The sequence below is a fragment of the Mycobacterium sp. NPDC003323 genome (assembly GCF_053589535.1).
On sequence record NZ_JBSFSB010000001.1, the window covers coordinates 1246443 to 1271633 of the forward strand.

At 60.8% G+C, this 25191-nt stretch carries 21 protein-coding genes and 3 pseudogenes; 22 read left to right on the top strand and 2 right to left on the bottom strand.

Translation table 11 applies throughout. The features are described from left to right. Positions 1–51 precede the first annotated feature (51 nt). The 14 genes from ACWDUN_RS05770 to ACWDUN_RS05835 all read left to right on the top strand — a co-directional run bounded on the left by ACWDUN_RS05770 (position 52) and on the right by ACWDUN_RS05835 (position 16735). Positions 52–906: an SDR family NAD(P)-dependent oxidoreductase gene (locus ACWDUN_RS05770; protein WP_449925694.1), complete on the top strand. Its 855-nt coding sequence runs from the start codon at positions 52–54 to the stop codon at positions 904–906. Between the two features lie 13 nt (positions 907–919). Beyond that, complete coding sequence (locus tag ACWDUN_RS05775; protein WP_005086594.1) at positions 920–1843, top strand: hypothetical protein; 924 nt, start codon at positions 920–922, stop codon at positions 1841–1843. Further along, on the top strand, positions 1840–3327 hold the full coding sequence (locus tag ACWDUN_RS05780) for a flavin-containing monooxygenase (protein ID WP_449925698.1): 1488 nt from the start codon (positions 1840–1842) through the stop codon (positions 3325–3327). The genes ACWDUN_RS05775 and ACWDUN_RS05780 overlap by 4 nt, the downstream gene beginning before the upstream one ends. A 44-nt stretch (positions 3328–3371) precedes the next feature. After that, complete coding sequence (locus tag ACWDUN_RS05785) at positions 3372–4889, top strand: flavin-containing monooxygenase (protein ID WP_011560579.1); 1518 nt, start codon at positions 3372–3374, stop codon at positions 4887–4889. Then, positions 4886–5851, top strand: a complete 966-nt coding sequence (locus ACWDUN_RS05790) for an alpha/beta hydrolase (RefSeq protein WP_012296509.1) — start codon at positions 4886–4888, stop codon at positions 5849–5851. Before ACWDUN_RS05785 ends, ACWDUN_RS05790 begins: the two co-directional genes overlap by 4 nt. A 76-nt stretch (positions 5852–5927) precedes the next feature. After that, positions 5928–7457, top strand: coding sequence for a flavin-containing monooxygenase (locus ACWDUN_RS05795; RefSeq protein WP_011856019.1), 1530 nt, complete (start codon positions 5928–5930; stop codon positions 7455–7457). Between the two features lie 115 nt (positions 7458–7572). Beyond that, positions 7573–9030, top strand: coding sequence for a cytochrome P450 (locus ACWDUN_RS05800; RefSeq protein ID WP_011560575.1), 1458 nt, complete (start codon positions 7573–7575; stop codon positions 9028–9030). Continuing rightward, on the top strand, positions 9027–9680 hold the full coding sequence (locus ACWDUN_RS05805; protein ID WP_011560574.1) for a transglutaminase-like domain-containing protein: 654 nt from the start codon (positions 9027–9029) through the stop codon (positions 9678–9680). Before ACWDUN_RS05800 ends, ACWDUN_RS05805 begins: the two co-directional genes overlap by 4 nt. 26 nt (positions 9681–9706) lie before the next feature. Next, positions 9707–11326 carry a fatty acid--CoA ligase gene (locus tag ACWDUN_RS05810; RefSeq protein WP_017205326.1) on the top strand — a complete coding sequence of 540 codons (1620 nt, stop codon included), beginning with the start codon at positions 9707–9709 and terminating at the stop codon, positions 11324–11326. A 38-nt stretch (positions 11327–11364) separates the two neighbouring features. Continuing rightward, complete coding sequence (locus tag ACWDUN_RS05815; protein ID WP_449925708.1) at positions 11365–12510, top strand: acyl-CoA dehydrogenase family protein; 1146 nt, start codon at positions 11365–11367, stop codon at positions 12508–12510. A gap of 49 nt (positions 12511–12559) precedes the next feature. Continuing rightward, positions 12560–13618 (top strand): BtrH N-terminal domain-containing protein, encoded by a 1059-nt coding sequence (locus ACWDUN_RS05820; RefSeq protein ID WP_005086581.1) that lies wholly within the window; start codon positions 12560–12562, stop codon positions 13616–13618. A gap of 91 nt (positions 13619–13709) precedes the next feature. Next, the gene (locus tag ACWDUN_RS05825) at positions 13710–14120 is read left to right on the top strand and encodes an SCP2 sterol-binding domain-containing protein (RefSeq protein WP_005110592.1); all 411 of its coding nucleotides are present in this window, start codon (positions 13710–13712) and stop codon (positions 14118–14120) included. 148 nt (positions 14121–14268) lie between these two features. Then, complete coding sequence (locus tag ACWDUN_RS05830) at positions 14269–15375, top strand: NDMA-dependent alcohol dehydrogenase (protein WP_011560572.1); 1107 nt, start codon at positions 14269–14271, stop codon at positions 15373–15375. Between the two features lie 160 nt (positions 15376–15535). Continuing rightward, entirely contained in the window at positions 15536–16735 is a 1200-nt protein-coding gene (locus tag ACWDUN_RS05835; protein ID WP_011856018.1) for an acyl-CoA dehydrogenase family protein, read from the top strand. Positions 16736–16775: 40 nt separating this feature from the next. Here ACWDUN_RS05835 and ACWDUN_RS05840 read toward each other — a convergent pair. After that, positions 16776–17219: pseudogene (locus ACWDUN_RS05840) on the bottom strand (DDE-type integrase/transposase/recombinase); the annotation flags it as partial. A gap of 68 nt (positions 17220–17287) precedes the next feature. On the opposite strand from ACWDUN_RS05840, the gene ACWDUN_RS05845 reads away from it, so the two are divergent. Continuing rightward, entirely contained in the window at positions 17288–17596 is a 309-nt protein-coding gene (locus ACWDUN_RS05845) for a transposase (protein WP_005110601.1), read from the top strand. 356 nt (positions 17597–17952) lie between these two features. Then, positions 17953–18114 (top strand): annotated as a pseudogene (locus tag ACWDUN_RS05850) (DDE-type integrase/transposase/recombinase); the annotation flags it as partial. A gap of 12 nt (positions 18115–18126) precedes the next feature. Here ACWDUN_RS05850 and ACWDUN_RS05855 read toward each other — a convergent pair. Continuing rightward, positions 18127–18393 (bottom strand): annotated as a pseudogene (locus ACWDUN_RS05855) (transposase); the annotation flags it as partial. Between the two features lie 682 nt (positions 18394–19075). On the opposite strand from ACWDUN_RS05855, the gene ACWDUN_RS05860 reads away from it, so the two are divergent. The 6 genes from ACWDUN_RS05860 (at position 19076) to ACWDUN_RS05885 (ending at position 25031) form a co-directional block, all read left to right on the top strand. After that, on the top strand, positions 19076–19987 hold the full coding sequence (locus ACWDUN_RS05860) for a hypothetical protein (protein WP_017205323.1): 912 nt from the start codon (positions 19076–19078) through the stop codon (positions 19985–19987). Continuing rightward, positions 19984–20727 (top strand): nucleotidyl transferase AbiEii/AbiGii toxin family protein, encoded by a 744-nt coding sequence (locus tag ACWDUN_RS05865; RefSeq protein ID WP_011560566.1) that lies wholly within the window; start codon positions 19984–19986, stop codon positions 20725–20727. The genes ACWDUN_RS05860 and ACWDUN_RS05865 overlap by 4 nt, the downstream gene beginning before the upstream one ends. Positions 20728–20904: 177 nt before the next feature. Beyond that, complete coding sequence (locus ACWDUN_RS05870) at positions 20905–22020, top strand: CBASS cGAMP-activated phospholipase (RefSeq protein ID WP_011560565.1); 1116 nt, start codon at positions 20905–20907, stop codon at positions 22018–22020. Continuing rightward, positions 22007–23020: an SMODS domain-containing nucleotidyltransferase gene (locus ACWDUN_RS05875; protein WP_005110610.1), complete on the top strand. Its 1014-nt coding sequence runs from the start codon at positions 22007–22009 to the stop codon at positions 23018–23020. The genes ACWDUN_RS05870 and ACWDUN_RS05875 overlap by 14 nt, the downstream gene beginning before the upstream one ends. Continuing rightward, entirely contained in the window at positions 23017–24792 is a 1776-nt protein-coding gene (locus ACWDUN_RS05880; protein ID WP_011768281.1) for a ThiF family adenylyltransferase, read from the top strand. The genes ACWDUN_RS05875 and ACWDUN_RS05880 overlap by 4 nt, the downstream gene beginning before the upstream one ends. Further along, positions 24789–25031: a hypothetical protein gene (locus tag ACWDUN_RS05885; protein WP_005110614.1), complete on the top strand. Its 243-nt coding sequence runs from the start codon at positions 24789–24791 to the stop codon at positions 25029–25031. Before ACWDUN_RS05880 ends, ACWDUN_RS05885 begins: the two co-directional genes overlap by 4 nt. The last annotated feature ends 160 nt before the right edge of the window (positions 25032–25191 follow it).

Consider the following 25191-nt stretch of genomic DNA (forward strand, 5'->3'; position numbering starts at 1 on the left):
TGAGAGTTTCCCCACAGCAGACGTCCATGTCGCGACCCGAAAGGCAGACGGATGAGATTGCTGCCCTTCGGCGGCGCACCAGGCAGAACGCACCGCGCCGATGCAGTCGTCACGGGCGCAGGAAGCGGTATCGGCCGCGCATTCGCCGTGGAGCTTGCGCGCCGAGGTGGACGCGTGGTGTGCGCCGACAAAGATCCCGTCACTGCAAAAGAGTCGGCAGAGTTGGTGAGGCAGGCTGGCGGCGAGGGCTTCGACATCGAATGCGATGTCACCGATCTTGAGCAGGTCCGCAACCTCGCTGATGTGAGCGAAGACTGGTTCGAGAAGGCTGCGAGCCTCGTCATCAACAACGCCGGAATCGGTGCGGGCGGCAACCGCATCGGCGCGACGTCGATCGAGGACTGGAACGCGGCGATTTCTGTCAACCTCTGGGGCGTTATCTACGGCTGCGAGACTTTTGTGCCTCGGCTCCGCAGCAATGGGCATGGCGGAGTCATCAATGTGGCGTCGGCAGCGAGCTTTGGCTCGGCCCCTCGGATGGCGGCTTACAACGTGAGCAAGGCCGGGGTGCTCGCTCTGTCGGAGACATTGGCGGCCGAACTGAGCGGTACTGACATCAACGTCACAGTGCTTTGCCCCACCTTCGTGAAGACGAACATCGTCAACAATCCTCAAATCGACGAGGCGGCTGCAAGACTCGCGGCCAACCTGATGAAATGGACCGGCATTTCGCCACAGCACGTTGCTCGAACGACGTTGAACGCGCACGATCGCGGACAAATTTATGTAGTACCCCAACTCGATGCCAAAGTCTTGTGGCAACTCAAGAGAGCCCTACCCGGCCCCATTACTCGCACGCTGGGCCTCGTGGAGCGCATGGCCTCATGGAACGATTCAGCCGAGTAGAGGAGCAGGGAAAATGGCTTTCGCATACAGTGACATGCTCGAGACAATCAAAAACAAGCAATGGGCTCTTGCCGATATCGATTGGAACGCCCCTGGCGCGGAACTGATCACCGATGAACAGCGTCCCAAACTCAAGCAATTCATGTCCGACGTGGTGTGGATTGAGCATGTTGGAGCACGTGCCTTCGCCGCGATGGCTCCAAAGGCGCCATTCGAAGCGCTCGGAGACATTTACCGTTACTTTCACGCCGAGGAGCAGCGTCACGCCAATGCCGAACTTGCCTTGATGCGTCGCTGGGGCATGCTCGAGGAAGGCGAGAAACCGGTCCCGAACAAGAATATTCGGCTGGTCATCGAATGGCTGGACCGTTATGCGGAAGCCCTGCCCCTGACCGTCATCGGGGCCGCGATTCCGGCACTGGAGACTGCGCTCGATGGAGCGCTGCTGAAGTTTCTCCTCGATGAGGTTGACGACCCTGTGTGCGGGGAGGTGTTCAACAAGGTCAACAGCGACGAATCAAGGCATCTCGCGGTTGGCTTCCAGGTCTTGAATGACCTGGGCGCCAGCCCGATGCGAATCCACGCCATTCAAACTGCGGGTGCTCTTGTCGACCCGCGCATTCTCACCGGCGCGTTGCTGTATATCCCGCTCCTGACGCGCATGTTGATGAATCTCAACGCTATGGGTCTGTCCGAGGAGAAGTTATACAACGCAGTGACGCGGTATGCCAATGTCGGCGATCGCAGTGAGCATACGCGGAGGGTGCCCGGCTATCACATCTTGAAGGCGCACATGTCGTCGTCCATCAAGCGGTCCCAGCCTCTGCACTTCGTGTCTCAGCGCCTTGGCAATGCGATCGATGTTTTCCCTGTTCAGATTTTCGGTCGGCCGCCATCCTGGACGGACGAACTGACCTACGAACCGGTTGCCAAATGACAGGCACCACGACGACGTTGATCGTCGGCGCCGGGTTCGCAGGTATCGGTGCGGCGATCAGACTGCTTCAAGAGGGCACGGATGACTTCGTCATCCTGGAACGGTCAGATCGCGTCGGAGGCACCTGGCGAGACAATACTTATCCCGGTGCGGCCTGCGATATTCCCTCGCTTCTCTACTCCTACTCGTTCGAGCCGAATCCGGGCTGGACTCGTACCTACTCGGGGAGCGCTGAGATCCTCGAATATATCGACGATATGGTCGACAAGTACGATCTTGCCCGGTTCATCCAGTTTGATACCGACGTGACTGCCTTGGAATTCGATGAGAGTGCCGGCATCTGGATGGCCGACACGGCAGATGGAAAGCGGTATCACACCCGGTCAGTTGTGATGGCCAGTGGACCACTTGCCAACGCCAGCTTTCCCGATATTCGGGGTATTGACTCGTACGGTGGAAAAAAGATCCACAGCGCTCGATGGGACCATGGCTACGATCTCGGCGGTAAGAGGGTTGCAGTCATCGGGACAGGCGCGAGCGCGGTTCAGATCATTCCCGAGCTCGTAAAGTCGGCTGCCTCGGTCAAAGTCTTCCAGAGAACGCCCGGCTGGGTGTTGCCCAGGGTGAACTTCAGGCATCCGGCCTGGGCGCGTTCGACCTTCACACACCTGCCGGTGAGCGAACAAGCGCTCCGCGACGCGTGGTTTTGGGCCCACGAAGTGATGGCAGTGGGTATGGTCTGGAACACCGCCGCGACGTCCGCGATACAGCTGGCGGCCAAGGCTCATCTCCGTCGGCAGGTGAAAGACTCCTGGTTGAGACGTCAGTTGACGCCCCATTTCAGGCCTGGATGCAAGCGCATGCTCATGACCAGTGATTATTACCCTGCGCTACAGGCGGATAACTGCAAGCTGATCAGCTGGCCGATCGCCACATTGTCACCCAACGGTGTTCGGACCGCCGACGGTGTCGAGCACGAAGTGGACTGTATCGTATTTGCCACTGGCTTCGATGTGGCCAAACGTGGCACCCCGTTCCCGATTAGCGGCCTCGGCGGTCGGAAGCTCGGCGATGAATGGTCTCAGGGGACATTTGCCTTCAAGAGCGTGAGCGTGGCCGGGTATCCGAACTTATTCTTCACTTTCGGACCGAATTCCGGGCCAGGCCACAACTCGGCGCTCGTATATATGGAGGCTGCAATTGACTATATAGTCAAGGCGATCAAGCTCCTTCAGCAAAATGACATCGGCACTTTGGATGTGAGGGAGGATCGTCAGGACCGCTATCACTCCGAAATTCAGCGCCGCCTTCGACGAACGACTTGGAATTCGGGGTGCAGCAGTTGGTATTTGACCCAGGACGGCTACAACGGCACGATGTACCCAGGTTTCGCGACCCAGTTTATGAGAGAACTATCCCGCTTGGATCCTCATGATTACGTGATAACCCGGCGCGACGATATCGAGCTGACGCAATCACTCTGAATACAAGTTTGCAAGGCTGACCGTCAGAACGGTGAAATACAGGAATGGATCGCAAGTCCGACCGTAATTACGAGATAATTATCATAGGAGCTGGATTTTCCGGCATCGGGTCTGGCATTAGCTTGATGAAGGCGGGATTTACCGACTTCTTGATGGTTGATGACGCCGATGGCGTAGGTGGTACGTGGCACTGGAACACCTACCCGGGTATCGCTGTCGATATACCGTCGTTCAGTTATCAATTCTCATACGAAATGCGGCCCTCTTGGTCGCGCACGTACGCCCACGGCAATGAGCTCAAAGCCTATGCCGAGCGATGTGTTGAAAAGTATCGGCTCTGGGACCATATTCGTTTCAACACAACCATTACCGAGGCTTGTTTCGACGAGAACGCAACACGGTGGCATTTGACCAGTGCCAATGGTGAGGAGTTCACGGCACGCTTCGTGATAAATTGCTCCGGCGTTCTCAGTCGGCCAAAGTGGCCTGAAATCAAGGGGGTGCGAGATTTCGCCGGCGTTACGCTCCACACGGCTAGATGGGACAATGCCAAAGATCTCAGCGGGAAGAGGGTTGCAGTAATCGGTACCGGTGCATCGGCGGTGCAACTGATACCCGAAGTCGCAAAGAAAGCAGAGAGTCTGACGGTATTTCAGCGAACTCCAATTTATTGTCTGCCGAAGCCAGACTTCCCCATACCGACGTGGGGTGGAAGGCTTCTACATTTCCTGCCGGGGGCACAATTGGCGACCCGGACCGCCAGCCAGGCGTTCGTGGAAATCACTTTCCCAATCGCCGCTCACTTTCATACGGTGATACCGTTCGCCGATGTCATGGAGAGCGCCGCAAAGCGGTACATGCGGCGTGAGGTCCATGACCCGACGACGAGAGAACAACTCATTCCGCGCTACTCGTTGGGCTGTAAACGACCCAGCTTCCACAATTCCTATCTCGCAACGTACAACCGGTCCAACGTTTCGCTCGAGACGAGCGGCATAACCCATATCGACCATGCATCCGTCCATACTCGAGACGGCAAAGCTCATCCCATTGACGTCTTGATCCTGGCCACCGGCTTCAAAGTGATGGAGTCGGGCAACATGCCAACTTACGTATTGAAGGGACGCGGCGGGCTGGAGCAGGCTACATGGTGGGACGAGCATCGACTGCAGGCCTTCGAAGGGGTGAGCGTCCCGGGATTTCCGAATCATTTCAACATCTTCGGCCCGTACGGCTACAACGGTTCCTCGTACTTCACGCTCATCGAGGCGCAGAGTCGGCACATCGTCCGGTGTCTTCGTCGCGCGCGGGCGCTGGGTGCTAACTGCGTGGAGGTCAAGAAGGAGGCGAACGACCGTTATTTCGCCGAAGTGCTAAGGCGGCGTCACAGACAGGTTTTCTGGCAGCCGAGCTGTTCCAATGCCAACAGCTACTACTTCGACAGGCACGGTGACGTTCCACTCCGTCCATCAACGACTCTGGAGACCTATTGGCGGAGCCGCACCTTTCGCCTCTCGGACTACCGATTCGAGAATCGGCCCGAAGAGGTGTGTCCCCGGTGACCAGAATGGATGCCCCTGACTGGCAGCCCAGTCTTGCCAGTCATCTCGTCGCGATGTCCTCGCGAACCACGCTGCGGCCACTGGCGCAGCTGATGCCATCAAACGCCTACGGACTTGCGGTGATGGATCGCGTGCTTCGAACAGCGCTCGTAGCCTCACGGCCTCGGCGCGGCGTCACAGTGCGCAAGGTTGACACTGTATTCGCCGGAGGCCCGGTTCGTGGGGACTGGATCACCACGCCTGCCATTAATCCGCATGCCAACCCTTTGCTGTACATCCACGGCGGCGCCTATTCTATGTGCTCGCCGGAGACGCACCGCGGTCTTCTTGGTGAACTCGCCTCGGCGAGCGGGCGCCCCATCTTCGCAGTGAAGTATCGTCTTGCCCCGCGGTATCCCTATCCCGCAGCCGCGGACGATGCGCTGAATGCGTATCGCTGGCTTACCAGCGGAGGGTCCCCGGGTTCTTGTCAGCGCACCGTCGCGGTTGCCGGCGATTCAGCGGGCGGTCAGCTCACGATGGCCACGGCCTTGGGCGCACGTGCAGTTGGATTGCCGCTCCCTGATGCGATGCTGCTGATGTCTCCCGTCCTGGATCTCAGGTGCGAACTTGCCAGAGCGCGTGAAATTCGCCGCCGGGATCCTTTTGCCTCCGCTCAATCAGCGGCGCGCGCTCTTGACCTCTACGTAGGTGGCGCAGATCGCGGAGATCCGCGCCTCAGCGTGCTTGACGCGGACCTCACCTCGATGCCGCCGATCCTCATTCAGGTGGGCGGGAGAGAAATGTTGATCGATGACTCGCGCCGTCTCGCCGAGCGACTTCAATCAGCTGGATCCCACGTCGAGATCCAGGTATACCGGGGACAGATCCATGTATTCCAGGCTATGTTCCGGATTCTTCCCGAAGCCCGAGACGCGATTCATCGAGCGGGACGCTTCCTTGAAGCCTCGGAAGTCAGGTGAAAGTGTCCGAACAGGCAATGCTCCTACACCTACACCACCTCGACCGCCGCAGCGTGAAGTCAGTCGTCTCTGCCTCATGAGCAGCAACTTCGCGACGGCCTGTCGCGCATACGATCCGTCGATCGTGATCATCGGGGCCGGCTTCGCCGGGGTTGCGATGGCCCACCGGCTGAAGAAGGACGGGTTCACGAACTTCACGATCCTGGAAAAGGCTGCAGACATCGGGGGTGTTTGGCGTGACAACACCTATCCGGGAGCGGCCTGCGACGTGCCGTCAGCGTTGTACTCACTCTCGTACAAGCCCAATCCTCGTTGGTCACGGCGATATGCCGAGCAACCCGAGATACTCAAGTACCTCCAACAACTCGTGGAGAGTGGCGGACTGGCCGCGCATCTGCGTACCCAGACCGAAGTTGTCGCAATGACCTTCGATGACCAGCTAGGGCGTTGGACCCTGGTTACGAACTCGAACGAGACAATAACCTGCGATGTCGTCGTCTCGGCCGTGGGTCAGCTCTCCTTGCCCCACGTACCCGTTATTGCCGACGCAGACACCTTCCAGGGGCCGCGCTTTCATTCGGCGCGTTGGGACCGATCGGTTTCGCTTCGCGGCAAGCAAGTAGCCGTCATCGGCACAGGAGCTAGTGCCATCCAATTCGTGCCACACATCGCCCAGGAGGCGGAGCATGTCACGCTATATCAGCGCACGGCTCCGTGGATCTTGCCGAAGTGGGACAGCAGGTATGGAGTCCTTCACGACAGGGTGAGCGAGTTATTGCCGATGGCGCTGCGCCTCGAGCGTTTCGCGGTATGGCTAATTTTCGAGTTGCTCGCTGTGACGCTAGTCGACGCGAAGCCCCTCTCACGCGTCCTCGGTGCGATCGCGCGCCGCCACCTACATCGGCAGGTTGCTAGCCCATCTTTGCGCGAGCAATTGATGCCTTCGGACGCGCCAGGGTGCAAGCGAGTGCTGTTCTCGAATGATTACTATCCAGCAATCGCGAGTGATCGCGTGTCGTTGGTGCCGAAGGCTATCGCAGAGCTCTGCGACAACGGTGTCAAGACCGTGGATGGAGAGTTTCGTCCTGCAGATGTCGTGATCTACGGAACCGGGTTTCGCGCCACCGATTTTCTCGCCCCGATGTCCGTGCGCGGCTCTCGCGGAGTCTCCTTGGCCGAGGTGTGGAAGACCCAGGCGTACGCATATCTGGGCATCACTGTCCCCATGTTCCCGAACCTGTTCCTGCTTTATGGTCCCAACACGAATGTGGGCTCGGGGTCGATCCTCTACATGATCGAGTCACAAGTCCGTCACATCGCAACGCTCATCAAAGCCGTGGCTGCTCATCCGGGTCATGCGATCGATGTCAGGACGGAGAGCGCGCAACGCTACAACACGCGCTTGAGAAGGCGACTACGGAGGTCGGTGTGGGCGCTGTGTGCGAGCTGGTATCGAACCTCGAGCGGGGAAATCCCGACGAACTGGCCGGGGCCTACCTTGGTTTATCGACTCCTTACCCGGAAGCCGCACAGCGGCGATTACGTCTTGAGAAACGTCGGGCGTCTAAAGGTCGGAGACCCTGCAGAACCGAGCCTGGCCGACTAAGGGCACGAGACGCGCACTTAACCGCTAGGCCAATAATGTCTAGATATTGACATCAATGGCATCTTTGTAAAGACTGGTGGACGCCGTCAAAGCGGCCCAGCGTCCAGGAGGAACCATGACGAATCACCTTCTCGCACCTGCGCACCACGTGAAGGAGCGGTTGTCCTCTGTGATCATGGTCCCCGCGCCTCACGCCGTCGACGACAGATGGCGTCGATGGAGCCGGGACTGGCCGGTTCGTGAACTGGCACCGGCACCCGCGGGCAGTGGATTGAAAGCCGTCCGGGGGGATGCCGGACTGCCCTTCGTAGGTCACACGCTCGACTACATCCGATTCGGCTCGGATTTCAGTCGAGAGCGCTACGACCGTCTGGGTTCGGTGTCGTGGATGGGCGCGTTCGGCACCAAGATGGTGGTCATCGCCGGCCCTGACGCCACTCGAGAGGCGTTCACGAGCGAAGCGAAAGCATTCTCTCAGGATGGCTGGTCCTTCCTGATCGACGCCTTCTTCCATCGCGGTTTGATGCTCATGAGCTTCGACGAGCACTTGATGCACCGGCGCATCATGCAGGAGGCGTTTACGCGTCCGCGCCTGACCGGATACGTCGAACAGGTAACGCCATGCGTTCGCTCGGCAGTGCCTGCGTGGCCGGTGGGCCCGTCGGTTCGAATCTACCCACTGTTGAAGGAACTCACCCTCGACATCGCTACCGACGTCTTCATGGGCGGCCGCGGCAAGGACGAGAGCGATGCTGTCAACAAGGCGTTCGTCGCTACGGTCCGGGCGGCGAGTTCCCTTGTGCGTGCTCCGCTTCCGGGAACCAGATTCCGCGCTGGTGTGCAAGGGCGGCGCGTTTTGGAGGACTACTTCTTCCGGCATCTGCCGGCCGCGCGAGCCGGTGAAACGGAGGATCTGTTCGCTGCTCTCTGTCAAGCCACGACCGAAGACGGGGAGCGGTTTTCCGACGAGGATGTGGTGAATCACATGATCTTCTTGATGATGGCGGCCCACGACACCTCGACGATCACCACCACAGCGGTCACCTATTTCCTTGCCAAGTATCCGCAGTGGCAGGAGGCTGCGGCTGCGGAAGCCGCGGCCATCGGTGACGGGTTGCCGGACATCGAGGCCCTGGAGAAGATGACGGTCATCGACCTCGTGATCAAGGAAGCGCTCAGACTGCTTGCACCTGTTCCGCTGGTGATGCGCAAGACGGTTCGAGATGTCGCCATCGATGGATATCACATCCCCTCGAACACGTTATGCGCTATAACGCCTGCCGTGAATCACTTCGATCGAACGATCTGGAGTGATCCGGAGCGGTTCGATCCCTCACGTTTCGACGAGCCTCGGCGCGAAGACCAACACCACCGATTCGCCTGGGTTCCGTTCGGAGGTGGAGCGCACAAGTGCATCGGCATGCAATTCGGGACGCTCGAAGTCAAAGCAATCCTGCACAGGATGCTGCGTTCGTTCACTTGGAAGGTTCCGGAGAACTATCACGTCCGATGGGACAACACCTCGCTGCCCATTCCGGTGGACGGACTTCCGTTGGAGATGAAGCGCCGATGACCGTCGACCACAGCCCCTACCTCGAACCCACGGAGTTTCTTGACTGGCAACAAGATTCGGTACGTGACTTCGTGTCATCGGCGATCCGTGGTGCCTGCGGCGACACCGAGAAGGCCATCGCCATCTTCACCGCGGTCCGTGACTCCATTTGGTACGACCCCTACACGGTGACCGACAACCCGCACGCGTATCGCGCCAGCACCGTCGCGACCGCAGAACGGGCCTACTGCGTCCCGAAGGCCGTGCTCTTGACTGCAGCGTGCCGAGCGGCGGGAATCCCGGCGCGGCTGGGGTTCGCCGACGTCCGAAACCACCTCCAGACCAAGGCATTGCGCGAGCGGATGGGTGGTAGCGACGTTTTCGTCTACCACGGCTACAGTCTCATGTTCCTCAACGGTGCGTGGGTAAAGGCCACCCCGGCGTTCAATCGCGAGCTGTGCGCACGCTTCGGTGTCTCGCCGATCGAATTCGACGGCCGTAGCGACGCGCTACTCCATGGTTTCACCGCTGACGGCACCCAGCACATGGAGTATCTGCGCGACCGGGGAGCCTACGACGATCTACCCCTAGCAGACATCCTGCAAGCACTGAGAACGCATTACGGCACATTCATCGATCAGCCGAACAGCCGTCCCGACCTCTTCGCCTGAAAGGGCACTACACGATGCAAAGCACAATGCAAAATGTTCCGCTCACGGTGTCGGCGATCGTCCAGCATGCGGCAGCCATACACGGTGACAGCGAGGTCGTCACTCCGACCGGAAATGGATATCGGAGAACGCCTTACCGCATTGTGCTGGCGCGAGTGGCTCGCCTTGCCAATGCGCTGCGCAGTCTTGGCGTCACGGCAGACCAACGCGTGGCCACCTTCCAGTGGAGCAACCAGGAACATCTGGAGGCCTACTGTGCGATTCCCTCCATGGGCGCGGTCCTGCACACGCTCAACATTCGTTTGGCCCCAGAGCAACTGGCGTACATCGCCAATCACGCGAGCGATCAGATCGTCCTAGTCGACGCTTCGGTTGCCCCGTTGTTGGCGCGCGCGCTCCCAGCGATGGCGTCGGTGCACACCGTCATCGTCACCGGAGAGGGCGACCTTGCCCCGCTCCAGGGATGCGGGAAGACCGTTCTGCGTTACGAGGAAGTGCTTGCCGGCCAAGAAGAATCATTTGACTGGCCTGAGCTCGACGAGCTGTCCGCCGCGGCCATGTGTTATACGAGCGGTACCACCGGAGATCCCAAAGGCGTCGTCTACAGCCACCGTTCGACGTACCTTCACTCCCTGACCGCCTGCACAGCTAACGCTTTGTCAGTCAGCGAGGCCGACCGTGTGCTGGCCATCGTCCCAATGTTTCACGCCAATGCGTGGGGGCTTATTTACGCAGCGTTGATGTCCGGTGCGGATCTGGTACTGCCTGACCGGTATCTCCAAGCCGAACCGTTGGTGTCGATCATCGAAGACACCAGACCGACCTTGGCCGGTGCAGTGCCGACGATCTGGAACGATGTCGACCGATATCTGGATTCGCACCCTGAGCGGGACATTTCTTCGTTACGGCTGGTCGCGTGCGGGGGGTCTGCTGTTCCGCTTTCGTTGATGCGGGCATTCGAAGAGAAGTACGACGTGCCCATTGTGCAGGCCTGGGGTATGACCGAAACCTCTCCGTTGGCGACCGTTGCACGTCCGGCTCACAGAGCCGACGCGACGCGGCGCTGGGAGCTGCGCGCATCCCAGGGCCGACCGATCTGCGGTGTCGAAATCCGGTTGCGGGACGACGACGGGAAAGACGTGCCGTGGGACGGGCAATCAGTTGGGGAGATCCAGGCGCGCGGTCCCTGGATCACCGGGTCCTATTTCGGAAACAACGATACGGAGAAGTTCGACGAAGGATGGCTGCGTACCGGTGATGTGGGCAAGATCGACGCCGAGGGCTATCTGACACTGACCGACCGCTCGAAAGACGTCATCAAGTCAGGTGGCGAATGGATCTCCTCGGTGGAGCTGGAAAACACGCTGATCGGCCACCCTGCCGTGTACGAAGCGGCGGTAGTCGGCGTCGCGGACGATAAATGGCAGGAAAGGCCGTTGGCGCTTGTCGTCGTCCACCCCGGAACCGACGTTGACATTGACCAACTCCGATCGTTCCTTGCGGACAAAGTCGCCAAATGGTGGATTCCCGAGCGATGGAGCTTCGTGTCCGATATTCCGAGGACGAGCGTCGGAAAGTACGACAAAAAGGTCATCCGTGCGCGCCACTCTGCCGGCGAATACCTCATCGAAATCGAAACGTCATAACGTCAAATCCCTGGAATTCCAACAGTCGGAAGGTAATCATGTCCTCACCAATCTCTCCCTGGATGAATGCCGAATTACTCGAGCTTCGTGACCTCGCTGCGAAGTTCTTCTCGGCCGAATTGGCGCCGCATGCGAACCGCTTTGCAGACCAGCACCACGTCGACCGAGAACTGTGGAACCGAGCAGGCGAGCTGGGCCTGCTCTGCATGTCTATACCTGAGGAATACGGCGGAGGCGGTGGCACTTTCGCGCACGAAGCGGTCGTGCTTGAAGAGCAGGCCCGCATAGGTGACAGCTCATGGGGCGCGGGACTGCACAGCGGAATCGTCGCCCACTACATCCTGCAGTACGCGACTGAAGAGCTGCGCGCGCAGTGGCTTCCCAAGATGGCGTCCGGTGAAATGATCGGGGCGATCGCCATGACAGAACCGGGGACCGGGTCCGATCTGCAGAGCGTCAAGACAAAAGCCCTCCTGGACGGTGACGAGTACGTGATCACCGGCTCCAAGACTTTCATCACCAACGGCCAACAGGCCGACCTCATCATCGTTGTTGCCAAGACAGATCCGAGCCAGGGCGCTGCGGGCATCTCTTTGATCGTTGTCGAGGCTGACCGGGCGGGATTCCGGCGCGGCAAGGTTCTCGACAAAATCGGCCAGCGCGGCCAGGACACCTCCGAGTTGTTCTTCGATGAAGTGAGAGTTCCGCGCTCGCATCTACTGGGCCAGTCTGAGGGACAGGGCTTCATTCAGCTGATGACGCAGCTGCCACAAGAGCGACTCATCGTCGCGGTGAGGGCTGTCGCAGCGATGGAACTTGCCCTGGAGCAGACGCTCAAGTACACGCGTGAGCGGGAGGCGTTCGGTCGGCCTGTCTTTGGCTTTCAGAACACCAAGTTCACGCTGGCTGAAGCCGCGACAGAAACGCGCATCGCACGAGTGTTCCTCGACTACTGCATCGACCTGCACCTTGCGGGTCAACTCGACGTGCAGACCGTCGCCATGGCGAAGTGGTGGACCACTGAGCGAGCGATGAAGGTACTCGATGACTGTATGCAGCTTCACGGCGGATATGGCTACATGACCGAGTACCCCATCTCGAGGTTGTGGGTGGATCAGCGCGTGCAAAAAATCTATGCCGGCACGAACGAGGTGATGAAGGAAATCATCTCGCGTTCCCTATGACTCAGAGGAGTTGCCGCCCGCACGTTAGTCATCTAGAGGAGGAGGACTGATGGCATCGATGGTGGTGCCGTATCGCCACGACATGGGCGGCCACTGCGGATCGGGGGCTCTTCGGGATTTGACCGAATGGGCCGGGATCCGTTGGGGTGATGACACCCCGGACGAAGGCATCGTGTTTGCTCTCGGCGGGGCCCTCGACTTCTCGTATGTTCGCTCGGCCCACCTACGTCCACCGATCTACCTCGTTGGACGCAGCGCGGACCTCGAAGACGAATACTTGACCCGGTTGGGCGCGCGCTTCGAGTGTCGTTCGACAGACGACCCCGATCTCGGGTGGAAATGGGTGACCGAACAGATCGATGCCGGTACGCCGGTCATGGTGTGGACTGACATCGCCGAATTGCCCTATCTGAGAACGCGTCTGAGTATGAGCCGGCACGATGTCGTGATCGTAGGGTACGACGACGACGAGGAACTCGCCTTCGTGGTCGATAACGATCGCGATACACCTCAAGCCGTGCCTTACGAGAATCTACGGAAGGCGCGGGCATCGACGGGATTTCCCGTCCCCACGCGGCACACCACCTACGTAGTCGAGTGGCCCGGCGCGGCACCAGATCTCGGCAATGCTGCCCGGTCGGCCTTCCGTAGGTCCGCGGACGCGATGCAGGGTTCGTGTGTGAGCGCGCCGATCACCGAGGACTCCGATTGTGAAATTCAGGTGCGTGGGCTACCAGGGGTATCGACTTTTGTGGAGGATCTCAAGCGGTGGCCGAAGATCTTTGACGACGACACCCTCGACGGAGCCTTGTTTGCGCTGAGCGCCTTCATCGAAAAAGCCGGAACCGGAGGCGGTCTGTTCCGAGATCTGCAAGCACGTGGATGTCGGCGCGTCGCTGAAGAGTTGAGTTTCGAACCTGCGTTTAAAGCAGCGGAGGCTGCAAAGACCGCATCTGAGTTGTGGACCGCGGTTGCGCACGCCGCTTATGACCGCGGTGCAGATCCGCACCGAAGAGCGAGCGGCGCCGCGTCCGTGGCTGCGCAATTGCCAACAGCCGAACGTCGACTCGCGGAGGCGCTGAGGGAGGCAGGAGATCTACTCCTATGAGTTCTGATTGCTTCGGAGCAAGCCGAACTGGTTGCGACCCAGCAGATTTATTTGAGCGCTTTGAATTGTGTCATAGGAAGGGAGAATCACGATGGCTGTCTTCGCTGATGCGGAAGAGGTTTACCGCTACCTCGCCGGCATCTTTCGACGAGGTTTGGAGAACGAAGACCTTGCGAACAGACTTGCCGGGTCCGGGGTGGTGTTACGGATCCACTACACCGATCCGGATGCGGTAGTAACCGTGGATATGCCGGAGAAGGTCGTAGAGACCGGCGCGGACAGTGGCGTTACACCGAATGTCGAATTGTTCATGTCCGCGGATACCGGCAACAGGTTCTGGTTGGGGAAGGTGAACTTGACCATGGCGATGGCGAAAGGAACTGTACGAGCGAAAGGTCCTGTCACCAAACTGATCAAGCTCATACCGCAGGCAAAGAACCTCTTTCCGGAATACCGGGCAATCCTTGAGGCCGACAAGCGTCACGACCTGCTCAATGTGTGATGTCGGTGCGGTACCGCGCCCGGGCCCGGGTGAGCGGCGCGGGCCTCTGGGCGATGTGCCCGGAGATCATCCAGGACAGTTCGCGCGACCACCGTGCGCGGTCGGGATAACTACTCGAGAAGCGTAATTCGATAGAAGGGACTTCAACATGAAGACACGTGCGGCTGTTTTGTGGGGCTTGGAGCAGAAGTGGGAGGTCGAAGAAGTCGATTTGGATCCGCCAGGTCCCGGGGAGGTCCTCGTGCGGCTGGCGGCCACCGGCTTGTGCCATTCCGACGAACATCTGGTGACCGGCGACCTCCCGATCCCATTGCCGGTAGTGGGGGGTCATGAGGGTGCTGGCACAGTCGTGGAGTGCGGCGAAGGGGTTGAGGAACTGTCCGAAGGTGATTCTGTCATCTTGACCTTCCTTCCCTCGTGTGGGCGCTGCTCGTACTGCGCGCGCGGCATGGGCAATCTCTGTGAGTTGGGAGCGGCGCTCATGATGGGACCGCAGATCGACGGCACCTATCGCTTTCACGCACGAGGCGAGGACGTCGGGCAGATGTGTTTGCTCGGGACGTTTTCCGAGTACACAGTGGTGCCGCAGGCGTCCGTGGTCAAGATTGACGGCGGAATCCCCCTGGATCGGGCAGCCTTGATCGGTTGCGGCGTCACGACCGGTTACGGATCTGCGGTGCGGACTGGGGAGGTGCGCGCCGGGGACACCGTCGTGGTAGTGGGAGCGGGCGGAATCGGAATGAATGCGATTCAGGGCGCGCGAATCGCGGGAGCGCTGGCGATTGTGGCGGTCGATCCGGTGAAGTTCAAGCGAGAGCAAGCGAGCGGGTTCGGTGCGACGCACACCGCGGCCTCGATGGATGAAGCTTGGTCGCTGGTCAGCGATATGACGCTGGGCAAGCTGGCTGATGTCTGCATCCTCACCACCGATGTGGCTGAGGCCTCCTACACCGCGGAAGCGCTGGCCTTGGTCGGAAAGCGCGGGCGCGTCGTGGTCACGGCCATCGGGCACCCCGACGACTCATCGATCTCAGGATCACTGCTTGAAATGACGCTTTACGAGAAGCAGATTCGTGGCGCTTTGTATGGCTCATCCAATGCGCCGCACGATATTCCGCGACTGGTCGAGCTGTACTCCGCTGGGTTGTTGAAGCTCGATGAGTTGGTCACCCGCGAATACTCCCTCGACCAAATTAATGAGGGCTACCAGGATATGCGTTCAGGAAAAAATATCCGAGGGCTGGTCCGGTTCTGAAGAGCATCATGCCCACTGCTGGTCTCCATGTCCTTGCGTTGCTGCAGATCATGCGGCCGGGCCCCTTGGGTGGTTGGCGTCGGGTCCTTCTTTCCCGTCGTGAGGACGGCAAGCATCAGACACCTCATCGATCATCTATCACATTCTCTGGGAGGCTGAGATGACGGACGCTGGCACGACCACGGCAAGCAGGGATGGGGCTGCTCGTTTCGCTATCGCCCCGGAGGTGTGGACCACGCCGGAGCGACGAGCGCTGAGCCAAATGGCGCGGTCTTTCTCGGAACGTGAAATCGCGCCGAAGCTAGCGGAATGGGAGCACGTGGGTGAGATTCCGCGCGACCTGCATCTCAATGCTGCCGAGGTGGGGCTTCTCAGAATCGGGTTCCCGGAAGAAGTCGGCGGCAGCGGCGGCAATGCGATTGACTCTGCACTGGTCACTGAGGCCATCCTGGCCGCAGGCGGGTCCACTGGCGTCTGCGCCGCCTTGTTCACCCATGGCATTGCCCTTCCCCACATTGCCGCCAATGGCTCCGACGCCCTGATTCAACGATATGTCCGTCCTACGCTCGCAGGAAAGATGATCGGCTCGCTGGGCGTTACCGAGCCTGGGGCAGGCTCAGATGTCGCGAATCTGCGCACACGCGCGGTGCGCGAGGGGGACACCTACGTGGTCAACGGAGCAAAGACGTTCATCACCAGCGGAGTTCGAGCGGACTTCGTTACTACGGCGGTACGCACCGGCGGACCGGGTTACGGTGGAGTTTCATTGCTTGTGATCGACAAGAATTCGCCTGGATTCGAAGTGTCCCGCCGGTTAGACAAGATGGGGTGGCGATGTAGCGACACCGCCGAGTTGTCTTTCGTCGACGTTCGCGTACCGGCTGACAACCTGGTGGGGGCAGAGAACAGTGGGTTTTTGCAGATCATGCAGCAATTTCAGGCTGAACGGCTCGGCATCGCCGTCCAGGCGTACGCGACGGCGGGTCGGGCTCTCGACCTTGCCAAGAGTTGGGCGCGGGAACGTGAAACGTTCGGTAGACCCTTGACGGGGCGCCAGATCATTCGCCATAAGCTTGCGGAGATGGCTCGACAGGTCGACGTGGCGTGCACCTACACCCGTGCGGTCATGCAGAGGTGGCTAGCGGGGGAGGATGTCGTTGCCGAGGTGTCGATGGCCAAGAACACCGCTGTGTATGCGTGCGACTACGTGGTCAATGAGGCGGTTCAGATCTTCGGTGGGATGGGCTACATGCGTGAGTCTGAGATCGAGAGACACTATCGAGATTGCCGAATTCTCGGAATAGGCGGCGGCACCAACGAAATCATGAACGAGGTCATCGCCAAACGTATCGGACTCTAGCTACTTGATTGAATCGCCCTGACTTTCCCGGAGGCTCGGGTTATTGGATTCCGGCCAGGGGTTGGTCGGTCCCATGTGCATCGTGGAACGCGGCTTCGAACTCGGTGGGTGGGATGTCATTAAGGTAGCTGTGTAAGCGGCTGGTGTTGTGCCAGTACACCCAGCTCAGGGTCGCGAGTTCGACGTCCTCGACGGTCTTCCACGGCCTGGTGCGGACTGGCCCGTAGATCAGCTCCGCCTTGTAGTAGCCGTTCACCGTCTCCAGGGCATTATCGTAGCTGTCTCCGATCGTGCCGATCGAGCGGACCGCTCCGATCTCGGCGAGCCGTTCGCCATAGCGGATAGAGGTGAATTGCGATCCGGCATCGGAGTGACATGTCAAGCCCGGCAATGTGTTTCCGCGTGACCAACGAGCCATCTCCAACGCATCCAGCACCATGGTGGTACGCATGTGCGACGCTACCCGCCAGCCCACGATCATCGGGTCTGCTGCACCAATAGGTGACATCTGAGTTGGCTTGCCCAAAGCGGGCGGGCTGGAAGGATGTCAGTGTGCCTAGGCCCTACCCCCGTGAATTTCGCGACGACGTCGTCCGCGTTGCCCGTAACCGCGACGACGGGGTGACGATCGAGCAGATCGCCACCGATTTCGGCGTGCACCCGATGACGTTGACCAAGTGGATGCGCCAAGCCGACGTCGACGAGGGCGCCAAGCCAGGTAAGAGCACCAATGACTCCGCTGATCTGCGCGAGCTACGACGCCGAAATCGGTTGTTGGAACAAGAGAATGAAGTCTTACGGCGGGCAGCGGCGTACTTGTCGCAGGCCAATCTGCCGGGAAAAGGGTCTACCCGCTCGTAAGTGAGCTCGCCGCCGACGGGATTCCCGTCGCGGTGACGCGCCGGGTACTCAAGCTCGCCCGCCAGCCCTACTACCGCTGGCGGGCAAATCCCATCACCAATGCCGAACTCGTCGAGGCATACCGCGCCAACGCCCTGTTCGACGCGCACGGCGAGGACCCCGAGTTCGGCTACCGCTACCTCGTCGAGGAGGCCCGTGAGGCCGGCGAGCCGATGGCCGAGCGCACCGCCTGGCGCATCTGCTCACAGCAGCAGTTGTGGAGCGTGTTCGGCAAGAAGCGCGGCAAGAACGGCAAACCAGGACCGCCGGTGCACGACGATCTGGTCCAGCGCGACTTCACCGCTGAAACGCCAAACATGTTGTGGCTCAGCGACATAACTGAGCATTATACCGGCGAGGGCAAGCTCTACCTCTGCGCGATCAAGGATGCATTCTCCAACCGCATCGTGGGTTATTCGATCGACTCCCGAATGAAGTCACGCCTGGCGACCGCCGCGCTGCGCAACGCGGTCGGCCGCCGTGGGGTGGTCGCCGGCTGCGCGGCGCATTACCTCGGCTTCTTGCTCAAGGAGCTTGATTCGCTTGTGCGCCTCGCGCAGCTGCGCCGACAGGTCGCCATCGGCTGCCGCAGACCCGCTCCGGTCGACACCATCGTCGCGGTCGGCGATCTTGAGCCAACGATGCAGGCAGGCCTCAGAGATCCCGAAGTCTTTCGCGATCTGGCGCAACGGCGCCTCGCCCTTGCGGGCCACGGCGATGACATCGGCACGGAACTCGGCAGGAAACGGTTTCGGCACGGGTTGATCCTTCCAGCAAGGACGAATCCTCACAGGTCAGGAATCAACCAAACCGGGGGCAGTCCCGACCGAAATTGTCACCTGATCGTGCAGCAGACCCACTTCCTGATAGAGCTTGGCACAGGCCTCTTTGGTAGGTGCACCGTCCTCGCGTGAGTCAGATGCATCGGGGTCGGGAGGCATATTAGACACGGCACGACCTTAGGACGGCGGTCTCACATGTCACGCCGACGCGCCGTTTGCTGTGGTGGGTCTGCTTCCGCAGCGCGGGGACAATATGGAGACCTTTCGGTCACATCGGTCACATCTGTCACAGGCAGCAAACACTCCGAAACGACAACAACCCTGCCTGAGCATTGCGTTTGCATGGTGCGCCGTCAGGGTTTCGAACCCCAGACCCGCTGATTAAGAGTCAGCGGCTGTCAGCGATGCCTGGGCTACCGGCGTCGCCGCGAAAACGTCAGAGTAGCTCTATCTGCTCAGGTTCCTCGACGCTAGGCCCGTTAAACTCCACCAGCGTATGACGGATCAATGGACGGTTTGTACGCCACTGGTTGGTCGAAGTCAAACAACCAGAACGCTATTTATCGACAATAGGTTGTTTGACAAGTAGTCACTGAGTAGAGTAACAGACGTGCTCTCTGCTTCGATTCCTGCCCGCTTGGTCGACGCAGGCGTGCGGATGGTGACTGGTGATGCACACAGCATCACATACCGAATCGATGGCCGCGCCGTAGTAGCGGACCTGGTTCTGGCAGAACGTGTGCCATCTCCGGCCGCAGTCCTTAGTCGTGTGCGCCGCCATCCAGGCCGCCGCGTATTCGTGGTGTGCGAGACCATCTCAGATGAGGCACGTTCAGCGCTCCTGGCTCAGGCTGACGTGGATCTCAGCGTCGGCAGCACCGGCGAACTGGTGCTCTCCGGGCGAACCTACCGAACGCCAACACCAGGACGGCCGCCCCGCGCCGCCAGCGAGCGCAGCTGGCGGCGGCGGGCGGCTGAACGGGTCTGTGTGCTTACGCGCGGTCACCTCCGCCAACGCGACATTGCCGCGGCCATCGGAGTTAGCCAGCAGGCGGTGTCCAAAATGACCGAGAAGGATCCGCTGCCGGACACGCCGATGACCGAGGCTGCGCGCCGGGAGCTCCTGGTGAAACTGGCATTGGTACCTGCGGACAGCGGACTTGTCGAAACGTACTGGTATGGAATGGATCCGGTAGTGGAGCAGGTGCGCAGTGCGACCCGACTCGGCGCCGAGCTCACCGTGCCGATCCTTGCTGGCGGCGAGGTCGCCGCCGACGTCCTGCGACCGTGGCAGGTACCAACCAGAGGTCTGGTCTATGCCAAAGAACTGGTCGACCTCTCCGAGTTCGGTTTGGTGGAGGCCACCGCCGAGGAAGCGACCTTGACTGTGCGGGTTCCCGCCGACCCGACCGTCTGGACGACCGCGGCCTGGTGGCGGCGGGTTCGTGATACGCAGCGTTCCGACATCATCACTGTGGATCCAGTGATTGCGCTTCAGGACCTCAGCGGCGGTGCCGATCTTGGCGACGGTGCACCGCAGCATCTCAGCGACTGGATCGTGCACCGGTGACCGGAACAGCATCGGTGCAAATCGCCTGCACTGCGGTGGCCGACGACAACGGAATGCGTGCACTGCGTGACGTGGCCGCAGTCACTGCCGACATCGAGTACCGCGTCATCGGCGGTCACATGGTGCGACTGCTGCGGCACGTCTACAACGTGTCGGGCATACCGCGACTGACCTCCGACGCAGACACCGGGATCGACGTCAACGTGGCGTCCACCGGGAACCTCCACGATCGACTCACCGCACTGGGGTACACCGCTGAGTGCGGCAACCGCTACGAGCGGGGTGAGCAAGCGGTCGACCTCTTAGTTCCCACCGCAGCCAAACCAGGCAAGCGGATCATCGGCGAACGAGCCTTCGACGGAGCGCCAGGGCTGCGGTTGGCGCTCGCCCTACCGCCGATCGAAGTCGCCGTCACAGCCCGACTCACCGACGGCGACACGGTTGAGTTCGAAATTCCGGTTCCCGACGTCGAGGCAGCATTCGTGTTGAAGATGCTGGCACGTACCGTTCGCGACTCCGAACGTGACCTCCAGGATATCGAGACACTACTGGAGATCGTCGCGTCACAACCCGATTACCACGCTTCGCCGTGGCGCCTGGGCGACCCCAAGATCACAAAGGCCGGCGAGCGCGGCGACGCTGCGCGTGTGGCAGCGCAGATGATCTCCAGTCCGCCGACGAGGGTGCCGGCCAGAGTGCGGGCGCTGCTCCGGCGCCATGTCGCCATCGTGTCGCGATGACGCACCAGCAGACAGTCGTTCGTTTCCGTGCGGCTACGCCGAGCGAAACGGTTTCGGTCTCGACGGAGCCGGCAAATGCTGAGCCGGAGCATTGACATGGCTGCTGGCTGCGCGGGTCCCCACGCCGGTGGCAATAACGGCTAGGTCGTTGTCGGCGGAGCGGCGTAGTCTAGTTACATGGATGTAGTTCCCGCGACGCCTGCCAACCTTGATAATGGTACGTCCTCGCCGGGACCTGGCGAATTCGCCGCGCAGGTCTATCCAGCAGCCGAGCGCGAGGCGGCTGGCCCGCGCCCCGAGCGCTTCCAGGTCCTCGCTCTCGATGGAGGGGGCGCCAAGGCGTTGTTCACTGCGCATGTGCTTGCACGTCTGGAGCAGGATCTGGGCGTTAGGATCACCGATTCCTTCGACCTCATTGCTGGCACGTCGGCGGGCGGCATCGTCGCACTGGGTCTCGGTGCGGGCCTCACGCCGAAGGAGATTGTCTCCCACTACGAAGAACTGGTCGAGAAAGTCTTTCCGGCGTCGAGGCGGCGAGGATGGCGCCGACCACGGCAGCTGAGATCGCCCATCTATGACGCAGAGGCGCTGCGGCAAGCGTTGACCGGCGTCCTCGGAGCCCGACTCCTTGGCGACAGCACGAAGCGACTCGTCATTCCCGCGTGGGATGTACAACGCGGGGCCGTGCACATCTTCAAGACTCCGCACCACACACGGCTGACCCGCGACTGGCGCATACCGATGGTGGACGTTGCACTGGCGACCTCGGCGGCGCCGCTGTACTTCCCCGCGGCGTACGTCGACGGACACAGGCTCATTGACGGCGGAGTATGGGCCAACAACCCGGCTGTCGTCGCGATCGCCGAGGCCGTCAGCATGCTCGGTGTTCCTCTCGACGCGATTACCGTCCTCAACGTCGGCACCATTGATCAGCTGACCGATCACCCCAAGCGCTTGGACCGCGGCGGACTCTTACACTGGGCAAGACCGATTGCCCCGCTGATCCTTAACGCCAGCAGCCGTGGCGGACAGGGCCTCGCCGAACACTTGATCGGCAAATCCAACTACACGCGCTTCGACGCTCTAGTGCCCGGCGGCCTCTACGCACTGGACTCGGCGGACCCAAAGGACGTGGCCGGCCTCGCTGCCTCAGTCAGCCGAGAACTCAGCCCTAGCTACACCGCGAAATTCGCTGACCACCAGGCGCCCGCATACACACCGGTGAACGGACGCCGACACCGCGACGATCCGGGCAGCATTTCACACACGGAGGCCCCCAATGCAACTCGCTGACCACTTCAACGTCTTGCTGAAAGACACGGTCAATCTCAGCCAGTTCAAACTGGACCTACTCAACCAGCGCGTCGAAGCCATCTACAAGGCACTCAAAGCCGACGTCGAAATCGGTGCGCTGATCACCGGCAAGACGCCGCAAGGCTCCTGGGCACACCGCACGATCATCAACCCCGTCGGTGACAACGAGTTCGACGCCGACTTCATGCTCGACATGAGCCAGAACCCGGACTGGGCCGACAACCCCAAGACCTACATCGATGAGGTCTACGCAGCCCTGCATCGGCACAGCACCTACGGCACCATGCCGCACTCACGTAAGTGCCGCTGCGCGCGGCTCGTCTACGCCAACTCCATGCACGTCGACATCGTCCCTCACCTCAACCTGGCCGACGGTCGAGAGGTCATCGTCAACCGCGACGACAACGAGTGGGAGCTGACGAACCCGCAGGGTTTCACCGATTGGATGAAGAAACAGGACTCTATCGCCAGCGGGAACTTACGCAAAGTGATCAGACTCATGAAATACCTTCGTGATCACAAGAATTCGTTCACCGGCACACGTTCAGTCCTGCTGACCACCATGCTGGGGGAGCAGGTAACAGACTTGCGCAAGCTCCTGGACCCGAGTTACTACAGCAACGTCCCCACAACTCTTCTTCATGTCGTGCAAGACCTCGACACCTGGTTGCAAGCGAACCCGATCAAGCCCTCCATCGCCGACCCGTCCGGTTCCGGCGTGACGTTCGACCACCGGTGGGGACCAGACCCCGAGAGCGCTCAGGCGACCTACAGCTACTTCCGTGACCGAATCCACGTGCATGCCGCCGACATCGAAGCGGCCTACGAGGAGAAAGACAAAGACCGCAGTGTCCAGCTGTGGCAGAACATCTTCGGCGACGGATTCAAGGCGCCGGCCACAACAACCGCTAGCGCGAAGTTTCCAGCAGCCACCTCTGCCGCGGACTCAACAGTGGGGCGCTCTGGTCGGGCAGGGTGACCAGACGCCACCAGCCCACGCTGACGGGCTGGCAGAAGCATCTCCTCGCCGAACTCAAAGCGCTAGCGCAACAACGTCCCAACGAAATCCAGGTCCGAGGAAGACCCACGCTCGACGCTAGCGGCGAGGCGTCGCTCCGCATCTCGCTACGCACGGCCGCCATCCCGCATCATCCGGGTGGCCTGCAACTTCAAGAGACCGAGGAGTTCATCCTTCAGCTTCGCCCCTCTTCGTACTCGCTACCGGCTATCGACGTTGATCACACTCGGTTTCTCGGCTACCCCCATGTGCTCGCGGGTCAACGACTATGCATCTATTTGGATCCTTCACGGGAATGGCAGCCGACGCTTGGTGTGGCCGGCCTACTCACCCGCCTTTGGGACTGGCTCGTCGACGCGGCCGCCGGAAACTTCGACGCCGCCACCGCCATGTACCACGCTGTTGGCGGAGTGCCGCATCAGGCACATGACACACCGACGATCGTTACCCGAGAACCCGGACCGGCGAAGCGCCACCAAACGGCTCACCTGATCGCCCGGTCAACGCACCGATACGACCTGACGTACTCGCCTGGAGCTGCCGGGCATCGCGTACCGGTAATTACCCTGGCCACCGCGCTGCCGTTCGGTGCCGCATCCACATTCGCGCTACTGCTTGCTCTCCTGGACGACCCCTACCTTGACCGCCTCGAAGGACGGGCTCCCCGGATCGCACCGCAATCGCCGGCGTTCCTCACCGCCCTCCTGGCGAGTGCGTTACGAAATCACCACGACGCCGAGCAATACTTCGTCCTCGCCGTGCCGCACCCCGCTGGAGGCCCACCCCACCTCTTGGGCGGACGGCTCCCCACCCCAACGGCGAATGCGCTCCGCGAGGTCGCGCAGCAACGGGGTGTGGGGGTTGTTCTCGACCCCGCGAAGATCAACACTGAAATCCCGATTGAGTGGTGCAGGATGTCCGACGAACGACCCGAAGTGACAACCCGCCGCGACGACGGCCGCCCCGTGAACGGATTTCAACGAAAGACTGTCCACATCTGGGGCTGCGGCGGGCTCGGATCATGGATCGCCGAATTCATCGCTCGCGCAGGAGCATCGGAGATCACCGTGTGCGACCCTGGCATCGTCACCGGCGGCTTGCTCGTCCGACAAAACTACGTCGAAGACGACATTGGCCGTTCCAAAGCCGAGGCACTCGCTGGACGGCTCCGCGCGATCCGTGATGACCTGACGGTCACCGTCGCAGAAGGGCACCTCCCAGAAGACCACACGTCATGCCTGGCAGCGGATCTCATCATCGACGCCACAGTGAACAACGGCATCACGAGCTGTCTCGATGCGTTGGCAACTGCGCCGACGCGAAAGGCATTGATCGCTCAGGTCGCCACAGACGCTCGCTCTGGCACGCTCGGCCTAGCCGTGCTGTGCGCCGCAAGCGCAACAGCGACAGTTTCCAGCATCGATCAAGACGCTGGCCGAACAATCCAGGGCGACAGCGGACTTGAGCTCTACCACACGCTGTGGCAAGAACCCAGCGATGACGAACTTATACCAACCAGGGGCTGCTCGGTCCCCACATTCCACGGCTCGGCAGCCGACCTCGTAGCGGTCGCAGCCACACTCGTCAACCTGATCGGAAGCCACCTCCAACAACCGGACTCCGCGGTTTCGGGCACACACCTCATCGCTCTGCCGCACGCGGCCAGCGGCCCCCGACACCACTTCCTCCCCGGTGTAACGCACCCCATGGATCACACAGCAGGGACAGAATGAGGGCAACGGAACGTCAACGCAATGCCCCATCAGAGGGCGTCATTGTCGAGCGTCTTCGCACCGAGGCAACCAACTGGATCAACGCCGTGGCGCTCCAATCAGGACGCATCGACCGACGCTTCAACAAGCGGCACGCCGACCACGTGGAACTCCAAACTCTTGAACGTGACCTGCACTTCTTCCTGTTAGCGGCGGTACGCCTTCGCCGCTGTATCGAGCAGGTGTCTCGATACCAGTAAAGAAAGTTCTCACATCGCAGGTCAGCGACGGTCAGGCTATTGGTCCGGCCTGCCGCTCGCGGCGTCTCGATGCGGCGAGCAGCGAGGGCAGCTGCGCCTCGTCGTGATGCCAGCGCTGTGGCCTGCGACTTAGTTCCGGCGCCGGTCGTGGGTGCATGCA

What these genes read in the sequence shown, in the direction of transcription:
- ACWDUN_RS05775 (WP_005086594.1), top strand. Translation starts at nt 920, where the DNA reads ATGGCTTTCGCATACAGTGACATGCTCGAGACAATCAAAAACAAGCAA.
- ACWDUN_RS05825 (WP_005110592.1), top strand. Translation starts at nt 13,710, where the DNA reads ATGGCTGTCTTCGCTGATGCGGAAGAGGTTTACCGCTACCTCGCCGGC.
- ACWDUN_RS05820 (WP_005086581.1), top strand. Translation starts at nt 12,560, where the DNA reads ATGGCATCGATGGTGGTGCCGTATCGCCACGACATGGGCGGCCACTGC.
- ACWDUN_RS05795 (WP_011856019.1), top strand. Translation starts at nt 5,928, where the DNA reads ATGAGCAGCAACTTCGCGACGGCCTGTCGCGCATACGATCCGTCGATC.
- ACWDUN_RS05870 (WP_011560565.1), top strand. Translation starts at nt 20,905, where the DNA reads ATGGATGTAGTTCCCGCGACGCCTGCCAACCTTGATAATGGTACGTCC.
- ACWDUN_RS05805 (WP_011560574.1), top strand. Translation starts at nt 9,027, where the DNA reads ATGACCGTCGACCACAGCCCCTACCTCGAACCCACGGAGTTTCTTGAC.
- ACWDUN_RS05770 (WP_449925694.1), top strand. Translation starts at nt 52, where the DNA reads ATGAGATTGCTGCCCTTCGGCGGCGCACCAGGCAGAACGCACCGCGCC.
- ACWDUN_RS05885 (WP_005110614.1), top strand. Translation starts at nt 24,789, where the DNA reads ATGAGGGCAACGGAACGTCAACGCAATGCCCCATCAGAGGGCGTCATT.
- ACWDUN_RS05830 (WP_011560572.1), top strand. Translation starts at nt 14,269, where the DNA reads ATGAAGACACGTGCGGCTGTTTTGTGGGGCTTGGAGCAGAAGTGGGAG.
- ACWDUN_RS05810 (WP_017205326.1), top strand. Translation starts at nt 9,707, where the DNA reads ATGCAAAATGTTCCGCTCACGGTGTCGGCGATCGTCCAGCATGCGGCA.
- ACWDUN_RS05835 (WP_011856018.1), top strand. Translation starts at nt 15,536, where the DNA reads ATGACGGACGCTGGCACGACCACGGCAAGCAGGGATGGGGCTGCTCGT.
- ACWDUN_RS05860 (WP_017205323.1), top strand. Translation starts at nt 19,076, where the DNA reads ATGGTGACTGGTGATGCACACAGCATCACATACCGAATCGATGGCCGC.
- ACWDUN_RS05780 (WP_449925698.1), top strand. Translation starts at nt 1,840, where the DNA reads ATGACAGGCACCACGACGACGTTGATCGTCGGCGCCGGGTTCGCAGGT.
- ACWDUN_RS05785 (WP_011560579.1), top strand. Translation starts at nt 3,372, where the DNA reads ATGGATCGCAAGTCCGACCGTAATTACGAGATAATTATCATAGGAGCT.
- ACWDUN_RS05875 (WP_005110610.1), top strand. Translation starts at nt 22,007, where the DNA reads ATGCAACTCGCTGACCACTTCAACGTCTTGCTGAAAGACACGGTCAAT.
- ACWDUN_RS05800 (WP_011560575.1), top strand. Translation starts at nt 7,573, where the DNA reads ATGACGAATCACCTTCTCGCACCTGCGCACCACGTGAAGGAGCGGTTG.
- ACWDUN_RS05815 (WP_449925708.1), top strand. Translation starts at nt 11,365, where the DNA reads ATGTCCTCACCAATCTCTCCCTGGATGAATGCCGAATTACTCGAGCTT.